At 56.5% G+C, this 23,196-nt stretch carries 16 protein-coding genes; 10 read left to right on the top strand and 6 right to left on the bottom strand.

All coding sequences use genetic code 11. The annotated features are described in order from the left end of the window. The first annotated feature begins 26 nt into the window (after positions 1-26). Together ACO0U8_RS11775 and ACO0U8_RS11770 are read left to right on the top strand one after the other, a co-directional pair. Positions 27-2,204, top strand: coding sequence for a type I secretion system permease/ATPase (locus tag ACO0U8_RS11775; RefSeq protein WP_421670841.1), 2,178 nt, complete (start codon positions 27-29; stop codon positions 2,202-2,204). A 17-nt stretch (positions 2,205-2,221) separates the two neighbouring features. Next, positions 2,222-3,391, top strand: coding sequence for an HlyD family efflux transporter periplasmic adaptor subunit (locus ACO0U8_RS11770; RefSeq protein WP_421670840.1), 1,170 nt, complete (start codon positions 2,222-2,224; stop codon positions 3,389-3,391). Between the two features lie 205 nt (positions 3,392-3,596). Here ACO0U8_RS11770 and ACO0U8_RS11765 read toward each other — a convergent pair whose 3' ends face one another. From ACO0U8_RS11765 to ACO0U8_RS11750, 4 genes are all read right to left on the bottom strand, one after another. Next, complete coding sequence (locus ACO0U8_RS11765; RefSeq protein ID WP_056782371.1) at positions 3,597-4,592, bottom strand: ABC transporter permease; 996 nt, start codon at positions 4,590-4,592, stop codon at positions 3,597-3,599. An 11-nt stretch (positions 4,593-4,603) separates the two neighbouring features. Further along, positions 4,604-6,085 carry a sugar ABC transporter ATP-binding protein gene (locus tag ACO0U8_RS11760; RefSeq protein WP_122097568.1) on the bottom strand — a complete coding sequence of 494 codons (1,482 nt, stop codon included), beginning with the start codon at positions 6,083-6,085 and terminating at the stop codon, positions 4,604-4,606. 927 nt (positions 6,086-7,012) lie between these two features. Then, positions 7,013-7,879 carry a deoxyribonuclease IV gene (gene nfo / locus ACO0U8_RS11755; protein WP_217203198.1) on the bottom strand — a complete coding sequence of 289 codons (867 nt, stop codon included), beginning with the start codon at positions 7,877-7,879 and terminating at the stop codon, positions 7,013-7,015. Positions 7,880-7,963: 84 nt separating this feature from the next. Continuing rightward, a complete protein-coding gene (locus ACO0U8_RS11750) occupies positions 7,964-9,067 on the bottom strand; it encodes a YeiH family protein (RefSeq protein ID WP_421670839.1) in 1,104 nt (367 codons plus the stop codon). 190 nt (positions 9,068-9,257) lie between these two features. Here ACO0U8_RS11750 and yieE point away from each other — a divergent pair, with 190 nt between their 5' ends. From yieE to cirA, 6 genes are all read left to right on the top strand, one after another. Next, a complete protein-coding gene (yieE, locus tag ACO0U8_RS11745) occupies positions 9,258-10,130 on the top strand; it encodes a DNA-binding transcriptional regulator YeiE (RefSeq protein WP_056782324.1) in 873 nt (290 codons plus the stop codon). A gap of 131 nt (positions 10,131-10,261) precedes the next feature. Continuing rightward, positions 10,262-11,755, top strand: a complete 1,494-nt coding sequence (locus tag ACO0U8_RS11740; protein ID WP_056782328.1) for an amino acid permease — start codon at positions 10,262-10,264, stop codon at positions 11,753-11,755. Between the two features lie 229 nt (positions 11,756-11,984). Continuing rightward, positions 11,985-13,148 carry an ABC transporter substrate-binding protein gene (locus ACO0U8_RS11735; protein WP_421670838.1) on the top strand — a complete coding sequence of 388 codons (1,164 nt, stop codon included), beginning with the start codon at positions 11,985-11,987 and terminating at the stop codon, positions 13,146-13,148. Between the two features lie 45 nt (positions 13,149-13,193). Next, complete coding sequence (locus ACO0U8_RS11730; RefSeq protein WP_056782332.1) at positions 13,194-14,276, top strand: FecCD family ABC transporter permease; 1,083 nt, start codon at positions 13,194-13,196, stop codon at positions 14,274-14,276. Further along, positions 14,276-15,112, top strand: a complete 837-nt coding sequence (locus tag ACO0U8_RS11725; RefSeq protein WP_421670837.1) for an ABC transporter ATP-binding protein — start codon at positions 14,276-14,278, stop codon at positions 15,110-15,112. The genes ACO0U8_RS11730 and ACO0U8_RS11725 overlap by 1 nt, the downstream gene beginning before the upstream one ends. Positions 15,113-15,299: 187 nt before the next feature. Next, positions 15,300-17,273, top strand: coding sequence for a catecholate siderophore receptor CirA (gene cirA / locus ACO0U8_RS11720; protein ID WP_183847723.1), 1,974 nt, complete (start codon positions 15,300-15,302; stop codon positions 17,271-17,273). Between the two features lie 165 nt (positions 17,274-17,438). Here the strand turns inward: cirA and ACO0U8_RS11715 are convergent, their stop codons facing one another. Both ACO0U8_RS11715 and ompC read right to left on the bottom strand, forming a co-directional pair. Next, positions 17,439-18,245 carry a 5'-nucleotidase, lipoprotein e(P4) family gene (locus ACO0U8_RS11715; RefSeq protein ID WP_056782339.1) on the bottom strand — a complete coding sequence of 269 codons (807 nt, stop codon included), beginning with the start codon at positions 18,243-18,245 and terminating at the stop codon, positions 17,439-17,441. A gap of 204 nt (positions 18,246-18,449) precedes the next feature. Next, complete coding sequence (gene ompC, locus ACO0U8_RS11710; protein ID WP_217203208.1) at positions 18,450-19,559, bottom strand: porin OmpC; 1,110 nt, start codon at positions 19,557-19,559, stop codon at positions 18,450-18,452. A 302-nt stretch (positions 19,560-19,861) separates the two neighbouring features. On the opposite strand from ompC, the gene dinG reads away from it, so the two are divergent. After that, entirely contained in the window at positions 19,862-22,036 is a 2,175-nt protein-coding gene (gene dinG / locus ACO0U8_RS11705; RefSeq protein ID WP_421670836.1) for an ATP-dependent DNA helicase DinG, read from the top strand. 44 nt (positions 22,037-22,080) lie between these two features. Beyond that, the gene (gene ybiB / locus ACO0U8_RS11700) at positions 22,081-23,043 is read left to right on the top strand and encodes a DNA-binding protein YbiB (RefSeq protein ID WP_421670835.1); all 963 of its coding nucleotides are present in this window, start codon (positions 22,081-22,083) and stop codon (positions 23,041-23,043) included. The last annotated feature ends 153 nt before the right edge of the window (positions 23,044-23,196 follow it).

The raw sequence follows: 23,196 nt of genomic DNA, 5'->3' as shown, positions 1-23,196 counted from the left end.
CAGAAGCATTCGATACCGAGGTTGAAATGAGCAATGAAGCAGCAACACCTTTGTCGATCGACGTCTGGATAAGCGCCATGGGGCGCGTGGCCGAATCATTCGGTAAGCCAGCCGATCCGCTTTATCTTCGCCAGCAAATGCGCTGGTTCGAACATCAGCCACTGCGCCGCCAGCTCGACCGCCTCAGCGGCCTGATGGGGTTGCAGGTGGGCATGGTCAGCTGGAATCAGGTGCGCTGGCGCCAGGAAGTGCTGCCCGCCGTGGTGACGCTGGCGCAGGGCGGTATCGCGATACTGGAAAATCTGCATGACGACGGCACGGTCGATTACTGGCTGAGCGACGGCGGGGATTTACTGCGTTCGGCGGAACTGGCGACGATGCTGGAACAAAGCAGCGGCCCGGTATTTTTAGTCGGCGTGGCACCGCGTGGCCGCGACCAGCGCATCGACCAGTTTGTCCAGCCGCACAAAAAACACTGGTTCTGGGCCAACTTCCGTGGCTCGGGGCGCAAAATCGCCGAAATCTCGCTGGCTTCTATTCTCGGCAACGTGCTGGCGCTGGCCGGGATTTTGTTCTCCATGCAGGTCTATGACCGCGTGATCCCGGCGCAATCTTACCCGACGCTGTGGGTACTGTTTTTCGGCGTGGTGCTGGCGGCGGGGCTGGAATATGTCATCCGCCTGATGCGTACGCTGGTGTCCGATTTAATGGGCAAGAAGGTCGATTTAAAAGTCTCCTCGCTGTTCTTTGTGCGGGCGATGAACATCAAAAACGATGACCGGCCTAAATCCACCGGTTCCTTTATCTCTCAGCTGCGCGAAATCGATCAGGTACGCGAACTGCTGACCTCCACCACCATCAGCGCGGCGGCAGACATGCCCTTCGTGCTGCTGTTCCTCGGCATTATGTTTTTCATCGGCGGCCCGCTGGTGATCATCCCGCTGCTGGCGATCCCGCTGATTGTCATTCCCGGCATTCTGATCCAGTGGCCGATGGCGAAACTGGCGAAAGAAGGCATGCGCGAAAGTGCGCTGCGCAACGCGGTGCTGGTGGAAACCATCGAAGGCATCGAAGACATCAAAGCCTTGCAGGCCGAAGCCTATTTTCAGCGTCAGTGGGAACAGACCCATGAAGTGAGCGCGGCGGTCGGCATGAAGCAAAGGGTATGGGGCGCGCGCCTGACCGGCTGGGCTTCCACCGTACAGCAACTGACTTACGGCGGCATGCTGGTGTTCGGCGTGTATCTGGTGCTCAGTGGCGATATCACGACCGGTACGCTGGTGGCGAGCAGCATGTTGTCCTCGCGCACCATCGCACCGCTGATGCAGCTGACCATGGTGTTCTCCCGCTGGCAGCACGCCAAAAGCGCCATGCACGGGCTGGATGAACTGCTGAAAAAGCCGGTGGATCGCCCGGCGGATGCCGAGCTGTCGCACTGCCCGACGCTCAGCGGTCACTTCAACGTGCGCAATCTGCAATACACCTACGACAAAGAAAATGCGCCAAACGTGCTCGGCATCGGCCAGCTGGAGATCAAACCGGGTGAGCGGGTGGCGATCCTCGGCAAAGTCGGCGCGGGGAAATCCACGCTGCTCAAACTGCTCTCCGGCCAGGCCAGCCCGTCGCAGGGCAAAATTCTCATCGACGGCGTAGACATGACCAAAGTCGAACCGGCGGATATCCGCCGTCAGCTCGGCTATCTGTCGCAGGACTCGCGGCTGTTCTTCGGCACGCTGCGCCAAAACCTGATGCTGGGGTATCCGCATGCTACTGACCAGGAGATGTTGCAGGCGTTGCGCATCAGCGGTGCGTTGTCGATGGTGCAGGCCGACGCCTCCAGCCTCGATAAAATCATTAATGAAGGCGGGCGCGGGCTGTCCGGCGGCCAGCGGCAAATGGTGATGCTGAGCCGGATGATCCTGCGCAATCCGCAGGTGGTGCTGATGGATGAACCGACCGCCTCCATGGACGAACAGCTGGAAGAGTACGTGATCCGCCAGCTGCACACCTGGCTGGTAGGAAGGACGCTCATCGTCGTTACGCACCGTCCGGCGCTGCTCAAGCTGGTGGACAGAATCGTGGTGATGGACAACGGGCGCGTGGTGGCCGACGGGCCGCGCGATAAAATTCTGGCGACCGCTGCCGGCAATACCCCCGCACCTGCCGTTGCGGCAGCCACCGATAACCGACAAGGCGCAGCCTGAGCTGCTGAGGATCCCGCATGGCACATTTAACATTGCATGATGAACTGGAAGCCGAAGGCCGCAAAGTCTCGTGGATTATCTGGGCGTCGCTTGCCAGCCTGCTGATTTTTTTCGTCTGGGCGCGCTTTGCGGTGCTGGATGAAGTGACGGTCGGCACCGGCAAAGTGACGCCGTCGAGCAAGGCGCAGCAAATTGATTCGCTCGACGGCGGGGTGATTTTAAAGCTGATGGTGCAGGAAGGATCGGTGGTGAACCGCGGGCAGTTGCTGGCGCGGCTCGACCCGACTCGTTCGCAGTCAAACTTTGGCGAGGCGGCCTCCCGCGTGCTGACACTGCGCGCCTCGTCTGAACGCCTGAGCGCAGAACTGACCGGCGCGCCGCTGAAATTCAGCCCGGAAACCATGAAATCACCGGAGCTGGTGGCCCGTGAGCGGCAGCTGTATTTATCACGCAAACAGAACCGCGATGAGACGGTCAGTAACCTTCAGCAGTCGCTGAAACTGGTCAACGACGAAATCAATATGACCCAGCCGCTGGTTTCTAAGGGCGCGGCGGGGCAGGTGGAAGTGATCCGCCTCAAGCGTCAGGCCAGCGAACTGCGCGGGAAAATCGACGATGCGACGAATCAGTACGCGGTGCGTGCCCGTGAAGAGCAGGTGAAAAACAACGCCGATCTCGACGCCGAAACGCAGGTGATGGCCGGTAAAGAAGATCAGGTCACCCGCTCCGAGCTGTATTCGCCGGTGCACGGCATCGTCAAAGATATTCAGGTGTCCACCGTGGGCGGCGTGTTACAGCCTGGCGGCAAACTGATGGAAATCGTACCGATTGAAGATCAGCTGCTGATTGAAACCCGCATCAACCCGCGTGACATCGCCTACATCCGCCCCGGTTTACCGGCAACGGTAAAAATTTCCGCCTACGATTCGTCGATTTATGGCGATCTGGAGGGCAAAGTCGAAGGCGTTTCGCCGGACACCTTGCAGGATGAAGTGAAGCGCGATCAGTATTATTACCGCGTCTATGTCCGCACCGACAAAGCCTTCCTGACCAATAAAGCAGGCCGCCAGTTCCCGATTGTGCCGGGGATGGTGGCGAACGTGGACATCAAAACCGGCCAGAAAAGCGTGCTGGATTATCTGATTAAACCGTTGAATAAGGTGAAGGAATCATTGAGGGAGAGGTAGGGCGCAGGGCGCTTAAGGTCGTGGGCGTCGGCCCACACCGACCGTAGGGAGAATAAACCTTCTCCCTACGGTCGCCCGCGTTTTTTAACACAGGTGATCTGCGCGGCCAGAGGCTTTTAAAGCGTAACCTCATCTTTTCAGATCTGAATAAACTGCCATTGGCCGGGCTTGATCAATTCAAGGTGTGGAGCACGTTCAAAAGCGTTTAACGCTTCTGTATATACGTCAGCGCCAGCGCCACGGCCAGCACCAGACCTTTGATGATATCCATCGCGTAATACGGCACCGACAGCATCACCAGCCCGTTCGACAGCACACCTAAAATCACCGCGCCCAGCAAGGTGCCCAGTGCATTCGGCTTGCCGGAACCGGCCAGCGAGAAACCGATGTAGGCGGCGGCGACGGCGTCCATCAGGTAGCCGCCCCCGGCGTTGACCTGCGAAGAGCCGATACGTGATGCCAGCAGGATCCCGCCAGCGCCCGCCAGCACGGAGGAAATCACATAAGCGATGACGCGGTAGCGCGCGGTGCGGATCCCCGCCAGACGCGCGGCCAGCGGGTTACCGCCGATGGCGTACATGCGGCGCCCATGTTTGGTCAGCGACATAAACAGTTGTACCGCCACCGTCACCACCGCCATCACGATCACAATCACCGGCACCTGGCCGAGCAGGCTGAACACTGCCGGTACCGTGCCTTCGGCCATGTCGCCGCTGGGCAGGACCATGTTTTCGGTGATTGAACCGCCGTAGCTGTAGGTCATCGCTGCACCCTGGATCACAAACAGGCTGGCGAGGGTGGCGAGCATGTCAGGGATTTTGAGGATGACGATCAGGAAGGCGTTGAACAGGCCGACCAGCGTACACAGCGCCAGCGTGATCAGAATGGCTTCGGTGGTGCCGAAACCGTGCCAGACGAACATCGAGATCACCAGCGCATTGGCGAGGGAGGCGGTTGAACCGACCGACAAATCGAAACCGCCGACTGCCAGAGAAATCGACACGCCAATCGCAATCACCGTCACGATGGCGATGGAGCGCAGAATATTAATGATGTTGGACGGTTCGAGGAAGTTGTCCGAGGCGATGCCAAAACCGGCGATCAGCAAAACCACGGTCAGCAACATGCCCCATTTATATAGAAATTCAAACAGCTGATGACGCCACGGCTGGCGGGCGTCGGGCAGGTTTTCTTTACTCACCACTGCTTTGTTCACGCGGGTGTTCCTCCGGTTGAATAGGTTAATAAGGTTTCTTCGTCGACGTTGGCGGCATCGAGTTCGGCCACAATGCGGCCGTCCCACAACACCAGAATGCGGTCGCATAAACCGACCAGTTCGGCGAACTCACCGGAAGCATAAATGATGCCTTTTCCCTGTTGCGCCAGGCCGTCGATCAGCCTGAACACGTCCGTTTTGGCCTTGATGTCTACGCCTTTGGTCGGTTCGTCGAAGATCAACACCTGACTCTCACTGCGCAGCCATTTCCCGATCGCCACCTTTTGCTGGTTGCCACCGGAAAGCCGTGCCAGCTTTTGCATGGGCCCGGAAGCGCGAATGCCCAGGCGGCTGATAATGTCTTTTGCCCACGACAACGCATGTTGCCGGTTGAAAATACTCCAGCGTGAGAAGGTGTCGTCGGCGGTGACGCTCAGGTTCATCGGAATATCTTCATCAATGAAAATGCCTTCCTTGCGCCTTTCTTCCGGCACCAGCGCCAGCCCCTGTTCTACGGACAGATGCGGTTCTTTCGGTTTCCAGGGTTTGCCGTTCAGCTCACCGCTTTCCACCTGACTCGGCGTCGCGCCAAACAGCGCCTTGCACAGTTCGGTTTTACCGGCACCGGCCAGCCCGGCGATCCCGAGAATTTCGCCACGATGCAGGCGCAGCGAGATATCCCGCAGTTTGTCTTTATCGTGCATGCCGTGGATATGCAGCAGCGTTTCACCGCTGTGCGGCGGGCGGCGTGGCGGATAAATATCGTCGAGCTGATGGCCGATCATTTTCTCAATAATGTGCTCATTGCTCAGGCCGTCCATGCTGTCATCACTGACCAGACGCCCGTCGCGCAGTACCGTCATGCGGTCACAGATATCGCGCAGTTCATGGATGCGGTGGGAAATAAACACAATCGCCATACCGGCGGCTTTCAGCTTACGCACCAGCGCAAACAGCCGCGCGCTTTCCGCCTGATCGAGCGGGGCGGTGGGTTCATCAAGGATCAGGAAGCGGCATTTATGCGATAACGCCCGCGCCAGCAAAATCAGCTGTTTCTCTGCCAGCGTGCAGCTTTCGATACGCGCACGCAGGCTGATGTTCAGCCCGAGCTGCTCAGTCAGCAACTGCGCCTGACGGTAAAGCTGCGGCCAGTTGTGCAGATGGCCCGGCTCGGAAAGGCGGTCGAGCATGATGTTTTCCGCGACATTCAGCGTTGGCACCAGCGCGACGTCCACTTCCTGTTGTACCAGATGAATGCCGTGCTCGCGGGCGTGATGCGGCAGGCGCAGGTTAACGGCTTCACCGTCAATGCTGATCTGCCCGGAATAATGGTCATGCGTGCCGGAAAGCACGGCCATCAGTGTCGATTTACCCGCTCCGTTTGCGCCGACTAACGCATGGACGGATCCGCCTTCCAGCGTGAAATCTACCTGGCGCAGGGCGGGGAAACCCGCAAATGAAATCGAGATATTACGCATCTCGAGAATAGAGGATCTCACGCTAGGGGTGCCTTTTCAGATGTCCGGGAGGATGCTTAGACGTTTAGCCGTCCAGATGCTTTTTTGATTGCAAATTTTTAACATATCGGGGGGATTAAGCAAGGGATTAAATGGGATAAGTAAGAGAGAAAAGTTCTAAACAGGTGGGATTGTGGGGTGGTGCCCATTTCGGCCTTAAGGTCAAAACCTTGGGCTCGCCGCCCAAACGGGCCTTAAGGTCAAGACCGTGGGTTGCCACCCATTTCGGCCTTAAGGTCAACACCGTGGGTTGCCACCCACACCGGCCTTAAGGGGGGCTTATCGCCGCCCCCCTTAAGAATCCCAGGCTCTTTCACTGCGCGCTACCGCTGGCAGGCTATATTCCAGCGGCTCCAGCTATTGCCGCAAACGCCGCCGCTGCGCGGTCCTCTCATTTCAGGTTCGGACCCGCTCGGAAAAACACCCTCGCGGTTTCTCACCGTTCATTCGACGTCGTTTTGAGCGCGGCCAGAGGCTTTTTAAAGCGCAACCTCACCTTTCAAAATCTGAATAAACTGCCTTTGACGTTGAAATGCCATTGGCCGCGCTCAAAAATCATGCTGGAGGGAGAGGCACCGTTTTCGACTTTTTAATTCAAAACTTAAGTCTCAATGATCTTTTGAATGACATAGCCATTGGCCGCGCTCAAAAATCACGCCGGAGGGAGAGGTGGAAAACCGCGCGTGTTTTTGCGCGGGTTGTAACCCGACAGGAGGGCACCGCGCAGCGGCGGGATTTTGCGGCAATAGGAGGAGTGTCTGAAACATAGCCCGCGAGCGGCAGCGCGCAGTGAAAGAGCCCGGGGGGTCTTGGGGGGCGGCGGCGATATGCCGCCCCCCAAGTCGGTGTGGGCCGACGCCCACGACCTTGAATTGGTTTTAAGCGCAACTAGGCCGCCGCCTCATCTGCCTCTGCGGTTTCCTGCGCTTTCAGCCAGGCGATTTCCTCGCCCCAGATCTCCGGTTCTACCGTTTCAAGGATCATCGGGATGCCGTCGAAACGCGGGTCGCGCATGATCCAGCCGAACACCGTTTTGCCGATGTTGCCTTCGCCCAGGCTGTGATGGCGGTCAACGCGGCTGTTGAATTCACTTTTGGCATCGTTGAGGTGCATGCCGCGCAGGTACTCAAATCCGACCACATCGCTGAAATGTTTAAAGGTGTTTTCACACGCTTCCACGGTGCGCAGATCGTAACCCGCCGCGAAGGCGTGGCAGGTGTCGATGCAGACGCCAACGCGGCTTTTGTCTTCCACACCTTCAATGATTTTCGCCAGATGCTCAAAGCGGAAGCCGAGATTACTGCCCTGACCGGCGGTGTTTTCGATGACCGCCGTGACGCCCTCAGTCTGCGACAGCGCAATGTTCAGCGATTCGGAAATGCGTTCGAGGCATTTGTCTTCGTCGATTTGCATCAGGTGGCTGCCCGGATGGAAGTTCAGCAGCGAAAGCCCCAGCTGTTCACAACGTTGTAGTTCGTCGAGGAACGCCTCGCGGGATTTCTCCAGCGCGTCGGTCACCGGATGGCCGAGATTAATCAGATAACTGTCGTGCGGCAAAATCTGATTGCTCTGGTAACCGTATTTCTGACAGGCCGCCTTGAATTTTTCGATCACGTCTTCCGGCAAAGGTGCGGCTTTCCACTGACGCTGATTCTTGGTGAAAAGCGCAAAAGCCGTGGCTTCCAGCTCGTGCGCCCTCAGTACGGCCTGATCAACACCGCCCGCCGCACTTACGTGTGCTCCCACAAACTTCATTTTTGCTCCTCAGTTATTCATCGCGTTAATGAAAGGATGATAGCGCCTTGGCGAAGGAGGCGCAGCACTGAAGTGTAAAAGCCGTCACATCCGCGCAAAAAGATGATGCACCAGCTGGTTAATGCCCGCGCCACCGACAATCAGCCAGATGAACAGTATCGCGGCCAGCAACATAGGTTTCAGCCCCGCCTGACGCAGTGCGCTCAGGTGCGTGGTCAGACCGAGTGCCGCCATCGCCATGGCCAGTAAAACCGTGTCGAGCGTAATCAGTGCCGGGATCCAGCTGTGCGGCAATATATCCAGTGAGTTAAACGCCGCCACCAGAATAAACAACAGCGCGAACCACGGAATGGTGATGTTACGCATGCCAGGGTTCTGGCCGCCTTGTTGCACCGCACTGCGGGATTTCCAGCCGGAGAGCAGCAGCAGGAAAGGGGCCAGCATCATCACGCGGATCATTTTGACGATCACGGCGGCGTTTTCAGCTTCCGGGCTGACGCCCTGACCGGCGGCGACCACCTGTGCCACTTCATGCACCGTTGAACCGGTGTAAATACCGAACTGCGATGCCGTGACATTCAGCCAGTGATAGTGCGCGTTAAGCTGCCACAACCACGGATACAGAAAGATAGCCGCCGTGCCGAAAATGACCACGGTGGCGACGGCGACCGTCACTTTTTCCGCTTTGGCGTTCAGCACCGGCTCCGTCGCCATCACGGCGGCGGCACCACAAATACTGCTGCCCGCGCCGATCAACATCGACGTATCGCGGTCTAATTTAAACACCCGCTGTCCCAGCCAGCAGGCAAGGGCAAAGGTGGAGCACAGCATCAGGGCGTCGATCACAATCCCGGTCGCCCCGACGTCGGCGATTTGCGCAAAGGTCAGCCGCAGGCCGTAGAGGATGATGCCGAGGCGCAGCAGCCGCTGTTTCGCCAGCGTCACCCCCTCTTCACACCAGGGTTTCGCCGCCGGGTACAGCGTATTGCCAATCACCATGCCAATGACAATCGCCAGGGTCAGCGCGCTCAGGCCAAGATGGCTCAGGGCGGGGAAATCGCTCAGCCAGACCGACAGCGCGGTAATAGCGCCGGTCAGCGCCAGGCCGGGTAACAGGCGGTTAAGCCGGGTGTGTTTCTCAATACCGGGCTTCGGGAAATGGGGGGTAAGCGTGTGGATTTTGTTCATCGTCCTTTCCTCGTTGAGGCGTGATGAGACAAGGCTACGCCGCCCTTATATAAAAATGAAATTGATTATAACTTTATAACCTATCGCTAAAACTGGTATAAGAAAGGCAGACGAACAGGGCGGGCTGACCGACGGTCTATACTGAATAAAGCAAGCGCGTTGTCAGGCGCGTGAGAAGAGCGGGACATTTATGCACATTACATTGCGACAACTTGAAGTGTTTGCCGAGGTGCTGAAAAGCGGCTCGACCACACAGGCATCGGTTGTGCTTTCACTTTCACAATCTGCCGTCAGCGCCTCGCTGGCCGATATCGAAAACCAGCTGGGCGTACAGTTATTTGACCGCGTCGGTAAGCGACTGGTGATTAACGAACATGGCCGCCTGCTCTATCCGAAGGCGCTGGCGTTGCTGGAACAGGCGGGCGAAATCGAGCGCCTGTTCAACCATGACAACGGGTCATTGCGCATCGGGGCCAGCAGCACCATCGGTAACTACATGCTGCCGGCGATGCTGGCGGAATATCGTCTGGACTTCCCGGCGACGCCGCTCGAACTCAACGTCGGCAATACCAATGATGTGATCAACGCCGTGGCGGATTTCCGAGTCGATCTGGGGCTTATCGAAGGCCCGTGCCAGATGCCGGAACTGATCACCCAGCCGTGGCTGGACGATGAACTGGTGGTGTTTGTTGCGCCGGAGAATCCGCTGGCAACGCATCCGGTGACGCTGGATGCGCTGGCCCGTGAGCCGTGGATTTTACGTGAACGCGGTTCCGGTACGCGTGAAGTGCTGGATCACCTGCTGCTGCCGCAACTGCCGGATTTTAATCTGGTGATGGAGCTGGGCAATTCCGAAGCGATCAAACACGCCGTGCGCCACGGTATCGGCATCAGCTGCCTCTCGCGGCGGGTGATTGCAGAGCAACTCAGCAGCGGGACGCTGGTGGAAATTCCGCTGCCGGTCGGGCCGCTGGTGCGCAAACTCTACCTGATCCACCACCGGCAGAAGCATATTTCCAGCGCGTTATCGCGGTTTTTAACGTATTGCCGCGAATCGCAATAACGGTCTTTCGCTAATGATCTGCGGCCTGTTATGAAGGTGTCTTATAACAGGTCGTTCCTGCTATTCAGAGCAGCAGGTTTTGCTACAATCCGCGCTTAAATTTTATAATGACGAGCGGATATAGGGAAAAAATGGCTCAACAACCTACAAAAACTACGCAGGTAGCACCTACACTGCGTCGCGAGCTGAAGGCACGTCACTTAACGATGATCGCCATTGGCGGCTCGATTGGTACAGGGTTATTCGTTGCCTCCGGCGCGACGGTTTCGCAGGCAGGCCCGGGCGGCGCACTGCTCTCCTACGCGTTAATCGGCATCATGGTGTACTTCCTGATGACCAGCCTCGGCGAGCTGGCGGCGTTTATGCCCGTTTCAGGCTCATTCTCCACCTACGGCTCCCGCTATGTAGAAGAAGGGTTCGGTTTCGCACTGGGCTGGAACTACTGGTACAACTGGGCGGTGACCATCGCCGTAGACCTCGTGGCCTCGCAGCTGGTGATGAACTACTGGTTCCCGGACACACCGGGCTGGATCTGGAGCGCCTTGTTCCTCAGCCTGATCTTCCTGCTGAACTACATCTCGGTGCGCGGTTTCGGTGAAGCCGAATACTGGTTCTCGCTGATTAAAGTGGTCACGGTCATCATCTTTATCGCCGTCGGCGTGTTGATGATCACCGGTATCATGCGCGGTGGCGAAACGGCGGGCTGGCACAACTGGGCCATCGGCGATGCGCCGTTTGCCGGTGGATTTGCCTCAATGATAGGCGTGGCGATGATCGTCGGTTTCTCCTTCCAGGGAACTGAGCTTATCGGCGTGGCGGCGGGCGAGTCTGAAAATCCTGCCAAAAATATTCCACGCGCGGTACGTCAGGTCTTCTGGCGCATTCTGCTGTTCTATATTCTGGCGATTCTGGTGATCAGCCTGATCATTCCTTACACCGACCCGAATCTGCTGCGCAATGAAGTGGGCGATATTTCCGTCAGCCCGTTCACGCTGGTATTCCGTAATGCCGGTCTGCTGTCAGCAGCGGCGGTGATGAACGCCGTGATCCTGACCGCCGTGCTCTCCGCCGGTAACTCAGGCATGTATGCGTCAACCCGTATGCTGTTCACGCTGGCCAGCGAAGGCAAAGCGCCGCGCATATTTGCTAAATTGTCCAAAGGCGGCGTGCCGCGCAACGCGCTGTATGCCACCACCATCGTGGCTGCGTTGTGCTTCCTCAGCTCGATGTTTGGTAATCAGACCGTTTACCTGTGGCTGCTGAATACCTCGGGGATGACCGGCTTTATCGCCTGGCTGGGTATCGCGATCAGCCATTATCGTTTCCGTCGTGGTTATGTGTCGCAAGGGCGTGATCTGAAAGATCTGCCGTATCTCTCCGGCTTCTTCCCGTTCGGACCGGTATTCGCCTTTGTGTTGTGTCTGATTATTACTCTCGGCCAGAACTATCAGGCATTCCTGAAAGACACCATCGACTGGTACGGCGTTGCCGCCACCTACATCGGGCTGCCGCTGTTCCTCATCATCTGGTTTGGTTATAAGCTGACCAAAGGCACCAAAGTGGTGAAATACAGCGAGATGGAATTCCCGAAATACGTCGAGCCACCGCGCAAAGACGCGAAGTGATATTCACCTCTTTCCTGCGGTGATCGAAGCGGAGCTCAGGCTCCGCTTTTTTTATGCCGCTTATCGCGCCCCCCTCGCCACATCACGTAATGCTTTGTTACCTCAGCATTGTTTCGTTTCGCACCAACTATAGGTAGGCTTGATAGGTTGTGTAAACTGCATTGATAATCGTTATCATTTCTTTTATTGTTAGCGCCTCTTCAGGGAAACGTAAAGGAATCGGAAGAAGATGAATTATCAGCAAAAATGGGTGAATGCCCGCGTTGCAGGCGGTCTTTTTGCACTAGCGATGGGCGTCATCAGCACAGGCGCACAGGCGGTCACCGTCACCGATATTGCCGGGCGAACCGTCACCGTGCCGGATGATGTTCAGCGTGTGGTTCTCGGAGAAGGGCGGTTGTTCTTTGCCGTTTCTCTGCTGGAAGGCCAGAAGCCTTTCGACCGCATTGTCGGCTGGCAGGGAGATTTCCGTAAGCTGGATCCGCAAACCTATGCCACCTATCAGGCTAAATTCCCGCAAATCGACAACATCCCGCTGATTGGTAACACCAGCGCCGACAGCATCAGCCCGGAAAAAGTGCTGACGCTGAATCCGCAGGTGGCGATCTTTGGTTTGTCGGGGCATGGTCCGGGCAAAGAAAGCGCACTGGTGACCCAGTTACAGAAAGCCGGTGTGCCGGTGGTCTTTGTTGATTTTCGCACCTCACCGCTGAAAAATACCCTGCCGAGCATGGAATTGCTGGGCAAAGTGCTAAACCGCGAAAAGCAGGCGCAGGACTACATCAGGTTCTATCAGGACAACATCAAACGCGTTACCGACATCACCCAACACATCCCTGAACAGGACAAACCGAAAGTCTTCATCGAACTGCGTGCGTCTACCGCCGATGAATGCTGCCGATCTGCCGGAAAGGGCAATATGGGTGATTTTATCGATCAGGCGGGTGGCGTAAACATTTCCAAACCGCTGCTGCCGGGGCCGCTGGGGCTGGTGAATCTGGAAAAAGTGATCGCCTCACAGCCTGATGTGTATCTGATAAGCGGCGGCGGCAAACCGGCCAAAGCAGGCGATCCGGCACCGACCGGTCTGGTGCTCGGCGCGCAGACCACGCCGGAGCAGGCCCGCGCCAGCATGACGCCGCTGTTGCAGCGTAAAGGCATCAGCACGCTGAAAGCCGTGGAAGAAGGGCGCAGTTTCGGCATCTGGCACAACTATTACAATTCGCCGTATAACGTGCTGGCGGTACAGGTGTTTGCCAAAGCCTTCTATCCGCAGAAATTTGCGGATCTCGATCCGCAGCAGACGCAGAATCAGCTTTATAAGCAGTTCCTCGCCGTTGAGCCAACGGGGACCTACTGGACGGATGCAGTTAAACCGGAAAGCGGGAAGTAAGTTATCCTGCTGTAAGTTTTTACGTTAATGAGATTGAAGCGAAACATGAGTGCAACTACCGAACCCGCGCTGACGGCAGATAACACCGCCGGGCACAGCGTCATGGGGCAATACCAAAATATTGTACGCCGCCGTTTGTTGATTATGCTGATCCTGGTGTTGGCGATCCTCGTCTCACTGGTGATTGATTTCATTATGGGGCCTTCGGGGTTGTCACTCTCCACGCTGTGGAAAACGCTGTTTGATGCGGCCGCGGCCGATCCCGGTACACGGGTGATCGTCTGGGATATCCGCCTGCCGTATGCGCTGATGGCGATCGCCGTCGGCATGTCCCTTGGCCTTGCCGGGGCGGAAATGCAGACCATCCTTAATAACCCGCTGGCAAGCCCGTTTACGCTTGGCGTGTCGTCTGCGGCGGCCTTCGGTGCCGCGCTGGCGATTGTGCTGGGCATCGGTATTCCGGGGGTGCCGGATCAGTGGTTTATCTCCGCCAACGCCTTCATTTTTGCCCTGCTGGCGGCGCTGATGCTTGACGGCATCACCCGCTGGACGCGCGTCGCCAGCTCCGGCGTGGTGCTGTTCGGTATCGCGCTGGTCTTTACCTTTAACGCACTGGTGTCACTCATGCAGTTCATTGCGACCGAAGACACCTTACAGGGGCTGGTTTTCTGGACGATGGGCAGCCTGGCGCGGGCATCCTGGGTGAAACTCGGCGTGATGATGTTCGCGTTTCTGATCCTGCTGCCGTGGTCAATGATGAGTGCGTGGAAGCTGACGGCGCTGCGTCTGGGTGAAGACCGTGCGGTCAGTTTTGGTATCGACGTGCGCCGTCTGCGCCTCGGCACCCTGCTGCGTATCAGTATCCTTTCCGCGCTTGCGGTGGCGTTTGTCGGCCCGATCGGCTTTATCGGTCTGGTTGCGCCGCACATTGCCCGTCTGATGTTTGGTGAAGATCACCGCTTCTATCTGCCGGCCAGTGCGCTGATCGGTGCGCTGGTGCTGTCGATGGCGTCGGTTGCCTCGAAAAATCTGGTGCCGGGTGTGATCATTCCTGTGGGTATCGTGACCTCGCTGGTCGGCGTGCCGTTCTTCCTGAGCATTATTCTTCGTCACCGGGGGAACGTCTGATGTCTGCCATGCTGGAAACGCGTCCTGAAGAATTCCTGAATGCCGACACGCAGGGGCTGCAAATCCGCGATTTTAACGCGGGGTATCCGAAGCGCCCGGTGATCCGCCATCTCAACGTGCCGATGCTGCCGCGTGGGAAAATTACCGTGTTGCTCGGGCCAAACGGCAGCGGGAAATCGACCCTGTTGCGCTCGCTGGCCGGGCTGAACCGGGCGGAAGGGCAGCTGATGCTCGACGGCCATGATCTGATGCCGATGCCGTTTGCGCGCCGTGCCGAGCAGGTGGTCTATCTGCCACAAACCCTGCCTGCCGGTGTGCATCTGCATGTGCTCGAGTCGATTATCGTGGCGCAGCGCGCATCCGGCGGCAAAAGCAAAGTGACCGATGGCACTGATAAGGTGATGACGCTGCTGCGTCAGCTGGGCATCGAACATCTGGCGCTCAGCTATCTCGATCAGCTTTCCGGTGGTCAGAAACAGCTGGTGGGTCTGGCGCAGTCGCTGATTCGTCAGCCCTCTTTGTTACTGCTCGATGAACCGCTCAGCGCGCTCGACCTTAATTATCAGTTCCACGTTATGGATCTGGTGCGTAAGGAAACGCAAAAACGCAATATTGTGACCGTGGTGGTGGTGCATGACATCAACATCGCGCTGCGCCACGGCGATCGTGTGCTGATGCTTAAAGACGGGCATCTGATCGCCGATGGTGAACCCGAAGCGGTGATCACCGCTGACAGTCTGGCGCGCGTTTACGGCGTGCGCGGACGTATTGAACGCTGCTCGCAGGGAACGCCGCAAATCCTCATCGACGGACTGGTTGGCGACCCCTCGATTTAAATACATGACGTAGTAAAAACGGACGCAGCCAACGTAGCGGCGTCCGCCTTTCACATTGTGAGCCTGAAACATAAAACAAAATCCTGATAAACCGGGCGATTCCGTTCGCACTTTTTTTGACGGTTTGATGGAAAAAAATACAACGTCCCGCCGTGCCGGGGTTGTTTTATCCTCATGGAGAGAAGAAATGGTTAAGGTTAAATTTACACCGGCACTGAAAGCCGGGTTATTCGCACAGCTGTTTGCCGCCGCGTTTCCGGTGATGGCAGAAGAGACGACCGACGTAAAAGAACGGGAAGACCAGATGGTGGTGACCGCCTCCGCCGTCGAGCAAAACCTCAAAGACGCCCCGGCAAGTATCAGCGTGATCACCCGCGAAGACCTGCAAAAGAAACCGGTTCAAAACCTCAAAGACGTGCTGAAAGACGTACCGGGCGTGCAAATCACTAACGAAAGCGACAACCGTCAGGGCGTCAGCATCCGTGGTCTGAGCAGCGGTTATACCCTGATTCTGGTGGACGGCAAACGCGTGAACTCCCGCAACGCCGTCTTCCGTCATAACGATTTCGATTTGAGCTGGATCCCCGCTGAATCCATCGAGCGTATCGAAGTGGTGCGTGGCCCGATGTCCTCGCTTTACGGCTCCGACGCGCTGGGCGGCGTGGTCAACATCATCACCCGTAAAGTCGGCAAAGCCTGGCACGGGACGCTGAGCGCCGATACCACCGTGCAGGAACATCGCGATCGCGGCGACAGCGGCAACGGCAACTTCTTCGCCAGCGGCCCGCTGGTTGATGACCTGTTAGGGGTGAAAGTCTACGGTGCGCTGGGTAAACGTGAAAAAGATCAGGCCAGTTCCTCCAGCGGCAGCACCGGCCAGCCGCGCATTGAGGGCTATACCTCGCGCAACGCCAACGTCGAGTTCTCCCTGACCCCGGACAAAGATCAGGATATCACCTTCGGTTACGGCCTTGATCGTCAGGATCGCGATTCCGACACGCTGGATAAGAACCGCATCGAACGTGAAAACTACTCGCTCGGCCACAATGGCCGCTGGGGGCTGGCGAATACCGAACTGCGTTTCTACGGCGAAAACATCGAGAATAAAAACGCCGAAACCATTACCTCGAAAAACAACTCTCTCGACGGCAAAGTTGTGATCCCGCTGGGCGATTACAACCAGTTGCTGACCTTCGGCGGTGAATACCGCAACGACAAGCTCGAAGACGGCGTGAACATGCAAAACGGCGGCAGCACGCAGGCCAATCAATATGCGCTGTTCCTCGAGGACGAGTGGCGTATTTTTGAAAACCTGGCGCTGACCGGCGGCGTGCGCATGGATGATCACCAGAACTACGGCGTCAACTGGAGCCCGCGTGCGTATCTGGTCTACAACGCCACCGACACCGTGACGGTGAAAGGCGGCTGGGCATCGGCCTTCAAAGCGCCTTCGTTGCTGCAACTCAGCCCGGACTGGCAAAGTGCGTCCTGCCGTGGCAGCTGTAATGTGGTGGGCAGCAAAGATCTGAAAGCAGAAACCAGCGAAAGCGTCGAATTCGGTCTGTATTACGCCGGAGAAGAAGGGTGGCTGGAAGATGTGAACGCCAGCGCGACGGTGTTCCAGAACGACATCGACGACATGATCACGGTTATCCGCACCGCGAACCGCAATCTGGCGCAGACGTATCAGAACTTCGTCGGCTTTGACGCCAGCGGTAACCCGATTTTCCGCTACTACAACGTCAATAAAGCGCGCATCCGTGGCCTGGAAACGGAGCTCAGCTTACCGGTCACTGACGTGCTGAACCTGAAGCTGAACTACACCTATAACGACGCCCGCGACCTGAGCAACGGCGGCAACAAACCGTTGTCCGAGTTACCGTTCCACACGTCGAATGCGACGCTGGACTGGAAACCGCTGGAGGACTGGAGCTTCTATATTTCCGCCAACTATAAAGGCAAAAGCCGCACCGTCACCGACGGAAACGCCACGCCGGGCGGATATACCGTCTGGAACACCGGCGGTTCCTATCAGGTCAATAAAGCCGTGAAACTGCGCGCAGGTGTGCTGAACCTCGGGGATAAAGATTTGAACCGCGATGATTACAGCTACAACGAAGACGGAAGAAGGTATTTCGCGGCGGTTGACTACAGTTTCTGACCGACGGTGCTGAGAGGGTGAGGCAGGGCGACTGACCCGCGCAGCCGACATGCAGGAGAGTGCCACGAGAGGGAAGAGGTTCCCTCTCGTGGCCGGTCAGGGTACAGAAAGGCGGGAGATCACAGCCATTGAGTCACTGAAAATTTCACCGCTTTCTGCCCGCTGTTACTTACCGTTCCACGCTTTCAAATTCTGATCACGCACGGACAGTTTCTGCTCCGGCGTTAACTTGTTGTAATCCTTCGCCAGTCCACTTTCCCAGTCGCCGTACAGCGGGTTTGGCAACACGATGTATTGGGTGCCGAACTGCTGATGGTTCTGATTCACAAAAGCGCGGCGCTGTTCGTTGCCTTTATGGTAGGTCGCGGCACCGAAATCGTTCAGGTTGTCACCGACGAACAAGACGATGTGGTAACCCGCGGCTTTAATGGAATCGAAACGCACCTGTTTGTTTGAGGTGTCTGAGCTCAGCAACATGGTTTTATCATTCGCGCCGGAGAAGCCCAGACGGTTCATGTTGTCCAGTGTGGCAGCGTATTCGCTGGTTTTACGGTTGGAGACATAGAACATCGTGCCGCCGTGCGAATTGACGTAATTAGCAAATTCCACTGCGCCCGGAATGGCGGTCGCCTGACGTGCGGCGGTCCACTGTGACCAGGTTTTGCTGTCGAATGGCTTGTTCGCTTTGACCTGCCACGCGCTGTAAGCGCTGTTATCGAGCATGGTTTCATCCAGATCCACCACCACGGCTTTCTTCTGACCCGCCAGCGGCTGCGCCTGATCAAAGGCCATTTTAGCCGCGTTGAATGCCTGATAGGTCAGGGCCTGATATTCACCGGATTGCTGGAACCAGTTCAGCGCCATCACGGACTGATCGTTCAGCGTTTGCTGGGCATCGTTCTTTTGCTGCGCACAGCCGCTCAGGGCCAGCATAATCAATGCACTGGTGGTACAAAGCGAAACTTTATTCATTGGGTATCCCTGTTTTTGTTAAGAGAAGTTCTCATTCGTAAAATTCCCTGAAACTTTAGCAGATTCAGCGGGCTGCGAAAGAAGAAAAGGCAAATTACGCGAGATGGCACGAAAAAGGACAAAAACAAAAAAGGCCGGAGGGTGAGTCCGGCCGAGAAAAATCAAGACAGAGAATAATAACAATGAGGTGGTATTTGACTTAAATCAGAACTGATAAACCAGGCCAACGGCAGTAACGTCGTCGTTATTCAGACCCAGTTTATTGTCGTCATCCAGCTGGTTGATTTTATAATCAACATAGGCTGACATGTTTTTGTTGAAATAATAGGTGGCGCCTACGTCGAAATATTTAACCAGGTCAACGTCGCCGATGCCTTCAATATCTTTCCCTTTGGTCTGCACATAACCCAGAGAAGGGCGCAGGCCGAAGTCGAACTGATATTGCGCGACCGCTTCAACAGTTTGTGTTTTATTTGCAAAGCCGCTGCCAGCCGGTGCGCTTGCAATACCTGCCGGAACGGTAATGGCAATCATATTACGGGTTTCAGCATACATCGCCGCTAAATAAACTCCGTTAGCGTCATATTTCATGCCGCCGGTCCATGCGTCAGCTTTATCACCTTTGCCGTAAGCGGAGGTGCTCTGGCCGATGGTGCGGTCAGAAGACGCGTAGGCACCGCCGACGCTCACGCCGGTATCACCCAGTGCGTAAGTGGTAGAAAGTGCATAACCGTCGCCGTTTGCTGTGCTGCTGCTGCGACCGTCGTTTTCGTTTTTGCCCTGGTACTGTAACGCCACGTTCAGGCCATCCACCAGACCGAAGAAGCCACGGTTACGGTAGGTCGCCACGCCGTTGGTACGGCCTGTCATGAAGCGGTCTGCTTTGGTGTAACCATCGCCACCGAACTCAGGGAACATATCGGTCCAGGCTTCGACGTCGTACAGTGCGCCGTAGTTACGACCGTAGTCGAATGAACCGTACTGACCAAATTTCAGACCGGCAAAGCCCAGACGGGTTTTGGTGCCGGTGGTGCTTGGGGATTTGCTGTCGGATTCGGCGTGGTTAGCCTGAACGTTATATTCCCACTGACCGTAACCGGTGATCAGATCGTTAATTTGTGTCTGACCTTTAAAACCGAAACGCACATAACTCTGGTCGCCGTCATTGCCGGGAGCATCAGAGAAATAATGCAGACCTTTTACTTTACCGTACAGGTCAAGTTTGTTGCCGTCTTTATTATAAACTTCTGCTGCGTGCGCGCCTGATGCAATCAATAAACCAGGAATTAAAAGTGCCAGAATATTACGTTTCATGAATTTTTACCCTGCATTCTTTATTAAAAGCTTTGGTTGGAAAGCTTTATATGAAGTCTTGTGGAAAGACGCTATTCATCATTTTTGCTATGCATTCCGTGTGTGCTCGGAATTTTCTCAGCGAGGGTTTTTTACCTTAGATATGTGATCAATTTATGACAATTGAAAATGAACTTTTACTTTATTTAATAAATGACTGACGTAAATTTGTGCAGTCACCCTGATTTCGGGCTGCGCCATCAGCCGGTCTGTGGGACAATAGCCGCCACACTTCGGTCCTGACCCCCAACAAAAAGAGATGCATGGCGCTTTCCCCCGCAGTAAAAAATCAGATCAGCCAGTGGTACAAAGCCCTGCAAGAGCAAATCCCGGATTTCATTCCCCGCGCCCCGCAACGTCAGATGATTGCAGAGGTGGCGAAGGCGTTCTCGGGTGACTCAGCGCGGCATCTGGCCATTGAGGCGCCGACCGGCGTCGGGAAAACGCTGTCCTATCTCATCCCCGGCATTGCCGTCAGCCGCGAAGAAGAAAAACCGCTGATTGTCAGCACGGCCAACGTCGCGTTGCAGGATCAGATTTACAGCAAAGATTTACCGTTGCTGAAAAAAATTATTCCCGACCTCAAATTTACCGGCGCATTTGGCCGCGGGCGTTATGTGTGTCCGCGTAATCTGGCGGCGATGAGCAACGAAAACGCGCAGGGCGATCTCGGGTTATTTCTGGGTGACGAACTGGCGCCCTCCAGCGGCGAAGAGCAGAAACTGGCGAAAACGCTGGAAACCGCGCTCTCGCGCTATGAGTGGGACGGACTGCGCGACCACTACAAGAAAACCATCGACGATCCTTTGTGGATCAAAATCAGCACCGATAAAGCCAACTGCCTGAGCCGTAACTGTCATTATTTTCGCGAATGCCCGTATTTCGTGGCGCGCAAAGAGATTGAAAGTGCCGATGTGGTGGTCACCAACCACGCTTTAGTGATGGCTGCGCTGGAGTCGGAATCGGTGCTGCCACCGGCGAAAGATCTGCTGCTGGTGCTCGATGAAGGGCATCACCTGCCGGAAGTGGCGCGTGATGCGCTGGAAGTTGATGCTGAAATCACGGCCATGTGGAACAGCCTGCAACTGGACAATTTTGTGCGCCAGATTGAGCAATGTCTGTCGCTGTTTACGCCGAAAAATGCGCCGCCGCTGACCAACGCCGAGCGCCTGCACAATCACTGCGCCGAGATGCGCGAGCTGCTGCTACTTATCGAACAATCGGTCAGTCAGTATCTGCCGCCGGACACCCCGGAAGCGGAGCACCGTTTTGAACTCGGCGCCTTGCCGCCGGAACTGACCGAACAGTGCAGTCGCCTGTTTAAACTGACCGACGGGCTGCGCAGTCTGGCGGAATACATGGTCAACGATCTCAGCGAGAAGACCGGCAAGCACGACATTATGCGTCTGCACCGCGCTATACTGCACATGAGCCGGATGCAAAGTTATCTGGAAACCATGAGCAAGCTGTGGCGGCTGGCGGCACTGGATAAAGCCTCGAACGCGCCGATCAGCAAATGGGTGACGCGGACGTATTTCGATAACCAGACGCATCTGGTGTTCCACTGCGCGGGGATCCGCGTGAGCGATCAGCTGGAAAAAATGCTGTGGCGCAAAGTGCCGCACGTCGTTATCACCTCCGCCACGCTGCGTTCGCTGAACAGTTTCTCCCGTTTGCAGGAGATGAGCGGCCTGAGCGAAAAAGCCGGTGACCGCTTTGTCAGCCTGGATTCGCCGTTTAACCACGTTTCGCAGGGCAAACTGGTGATCCCGCAGATGACCCTCGAGCCCCTGATGGCGAACGAAGCGGCACATTTGCAGGAGATGGCCGATTTTTTCCGCAGCGAACTGGCGAAAGGGCAACACACCGGCCAGCTGGTGCTGTTCGCCAGCAACCGCGCGATGCAACAGTTTGTCTCGCTGCTACCGGATTTGCGTCTGATGCTGCTGGTGCAGGGCGATCAGCCGCGCTACCGGCTGGTGGAAGAGCACCGTAAACGTGTTTCAGCGGGCACCACCAGTGTGCTGATTGGTCTGCAATCGTTCGCCGAAGGGCTGGATCTGAAAGGTGAGCTGCTGACGCAGGTGCATATCCATAAAATTGCGTTTCCGCCGGTCGACAGCCCGGTGATCCTCACCGAAGGCGAATGGCTGAAAACGCTTAAGCGCTATCCGTTCGAAGTGCAAAGCCTGCCGAGCGCGTCGTTTAACTTGATCCAACAGGTCGGACGGCTTATCCGAAGCCATGAATGCACCGGCGAAATCGTCATTTATGACCAGCGTTTGCTGACCAAAAGTTACGGTGCGCGCCTGCTGGCGGCGTTGCCGGTGTTCCCGATTGAACACCGCGAAATGCCTGCGCCCGGATCAGTGAAACGTCCTGATATTCTGAAAACGGCAAAGAAAGATCCGGTTCGCCGCCGCACCCGCCGGCGATAATTATTCCTGAAGAAAAGTCATTATACCGAGAAGGTAACGCTACGATGGATTACACCAAACTCATTAAAGAAGTGGGGCGCGGAAAAAATCACGCACGCGATCTGGACCGTGAGCAGTCGCTTGCGCTGTACCGCGAGATCCTGGCCGGTGACGTGCCGGATTTACAGCTCGGCGCGCTGCTGATTGCCTTTCGTATTAAAGGCGAAGCGGAAGAAGAGATGCTCGGCTTTTATCAGGCGATGGAAGAGCGCGTGATGCGCCTTCAGGCGCCCGCTGATCGCCCTCTGCCGGTGGTGATCCCAACCTATAACGGCGCGCGCAAACAGGCGAATCTCACGCCGTTGCTGGCGATGTTACTCAGCCGTCTTGGTTTGCCGGTGGTGGTGCACGGCGTTGATGAAGATCCGACCCGCATCACCAGCGCTGAGATTTTCCGTTCGCTGGGCATTGAGGCGGCACACACGCAGGCGCAGGCACAGCAGCAGCTCGACGCCGGTTCCGCTCCGGTGTTCATCCCGGTTTCAGTGCTGTGCCCGCCCATCGACAAACAGCTTTCACTGCGCTGGCAGATGGGCGTGCGTAACAGCAGCCACACGCTGGCGAAGTTAATTACGCCCTTCACCGGGCAGGATGCGTTGCGCTTATCGAGCGTTTCGCACCCGGAATATATCCAGCGCGTCTCTTCCTTCTTCCGCCAGATCGACGGGCGCGCCTTGCTGACCCAGGGCACGGAAGGCGAAGTCTATGCGAATCCGCAGCGGTTCCCGCAGACCCACTTTATCGCCGGGGGTGAGCTGAGTGTTCTGGCAGAAAAAGAAGAGATTTTTGCAGCGGATCTGCCCGCGACCAAGGACGTCGACACTACCGTGAACTACATTCAGCAATGTCTGAAGGGCGAACGCGCTATCCCGCAGGCAATCCTCAATCAAATGGCATGTTGTCTGGTGGCCACAGGGGTGTGTGCCGATATGCCCGAAGCCAGAATGATTGTGGAACAGGTGTTTTAACGCCCTTCCACGTGAAGGGGGGTATTAAGCGCAAAATCAGGTGTTAAAGCCCGCCTGAACATTCATTTCGTCTTTTATCCCCCGTCCCGGCCTCCCTCTTCGCAGGGGAGGCATTAAAAAAACACCCCCGCATCACGCTGTAAATCCTGCGTT

The organism is Rahnella sp. EDr1-12 (assembly GCF_049206505.1).
In the GTDB taxonomy this organism is placed as follows: domain Bacteria; phylum Pseudomonadota; class Gammaproteobacteria; order Enterobacterales; family Enterobacteriaceae; genus Rahnella; species Rahnella rivi.
Note: the sequence above shows the minus strand (reverse complement) of the source record. Positions and strands in the feature narration are given on the sequence as shown.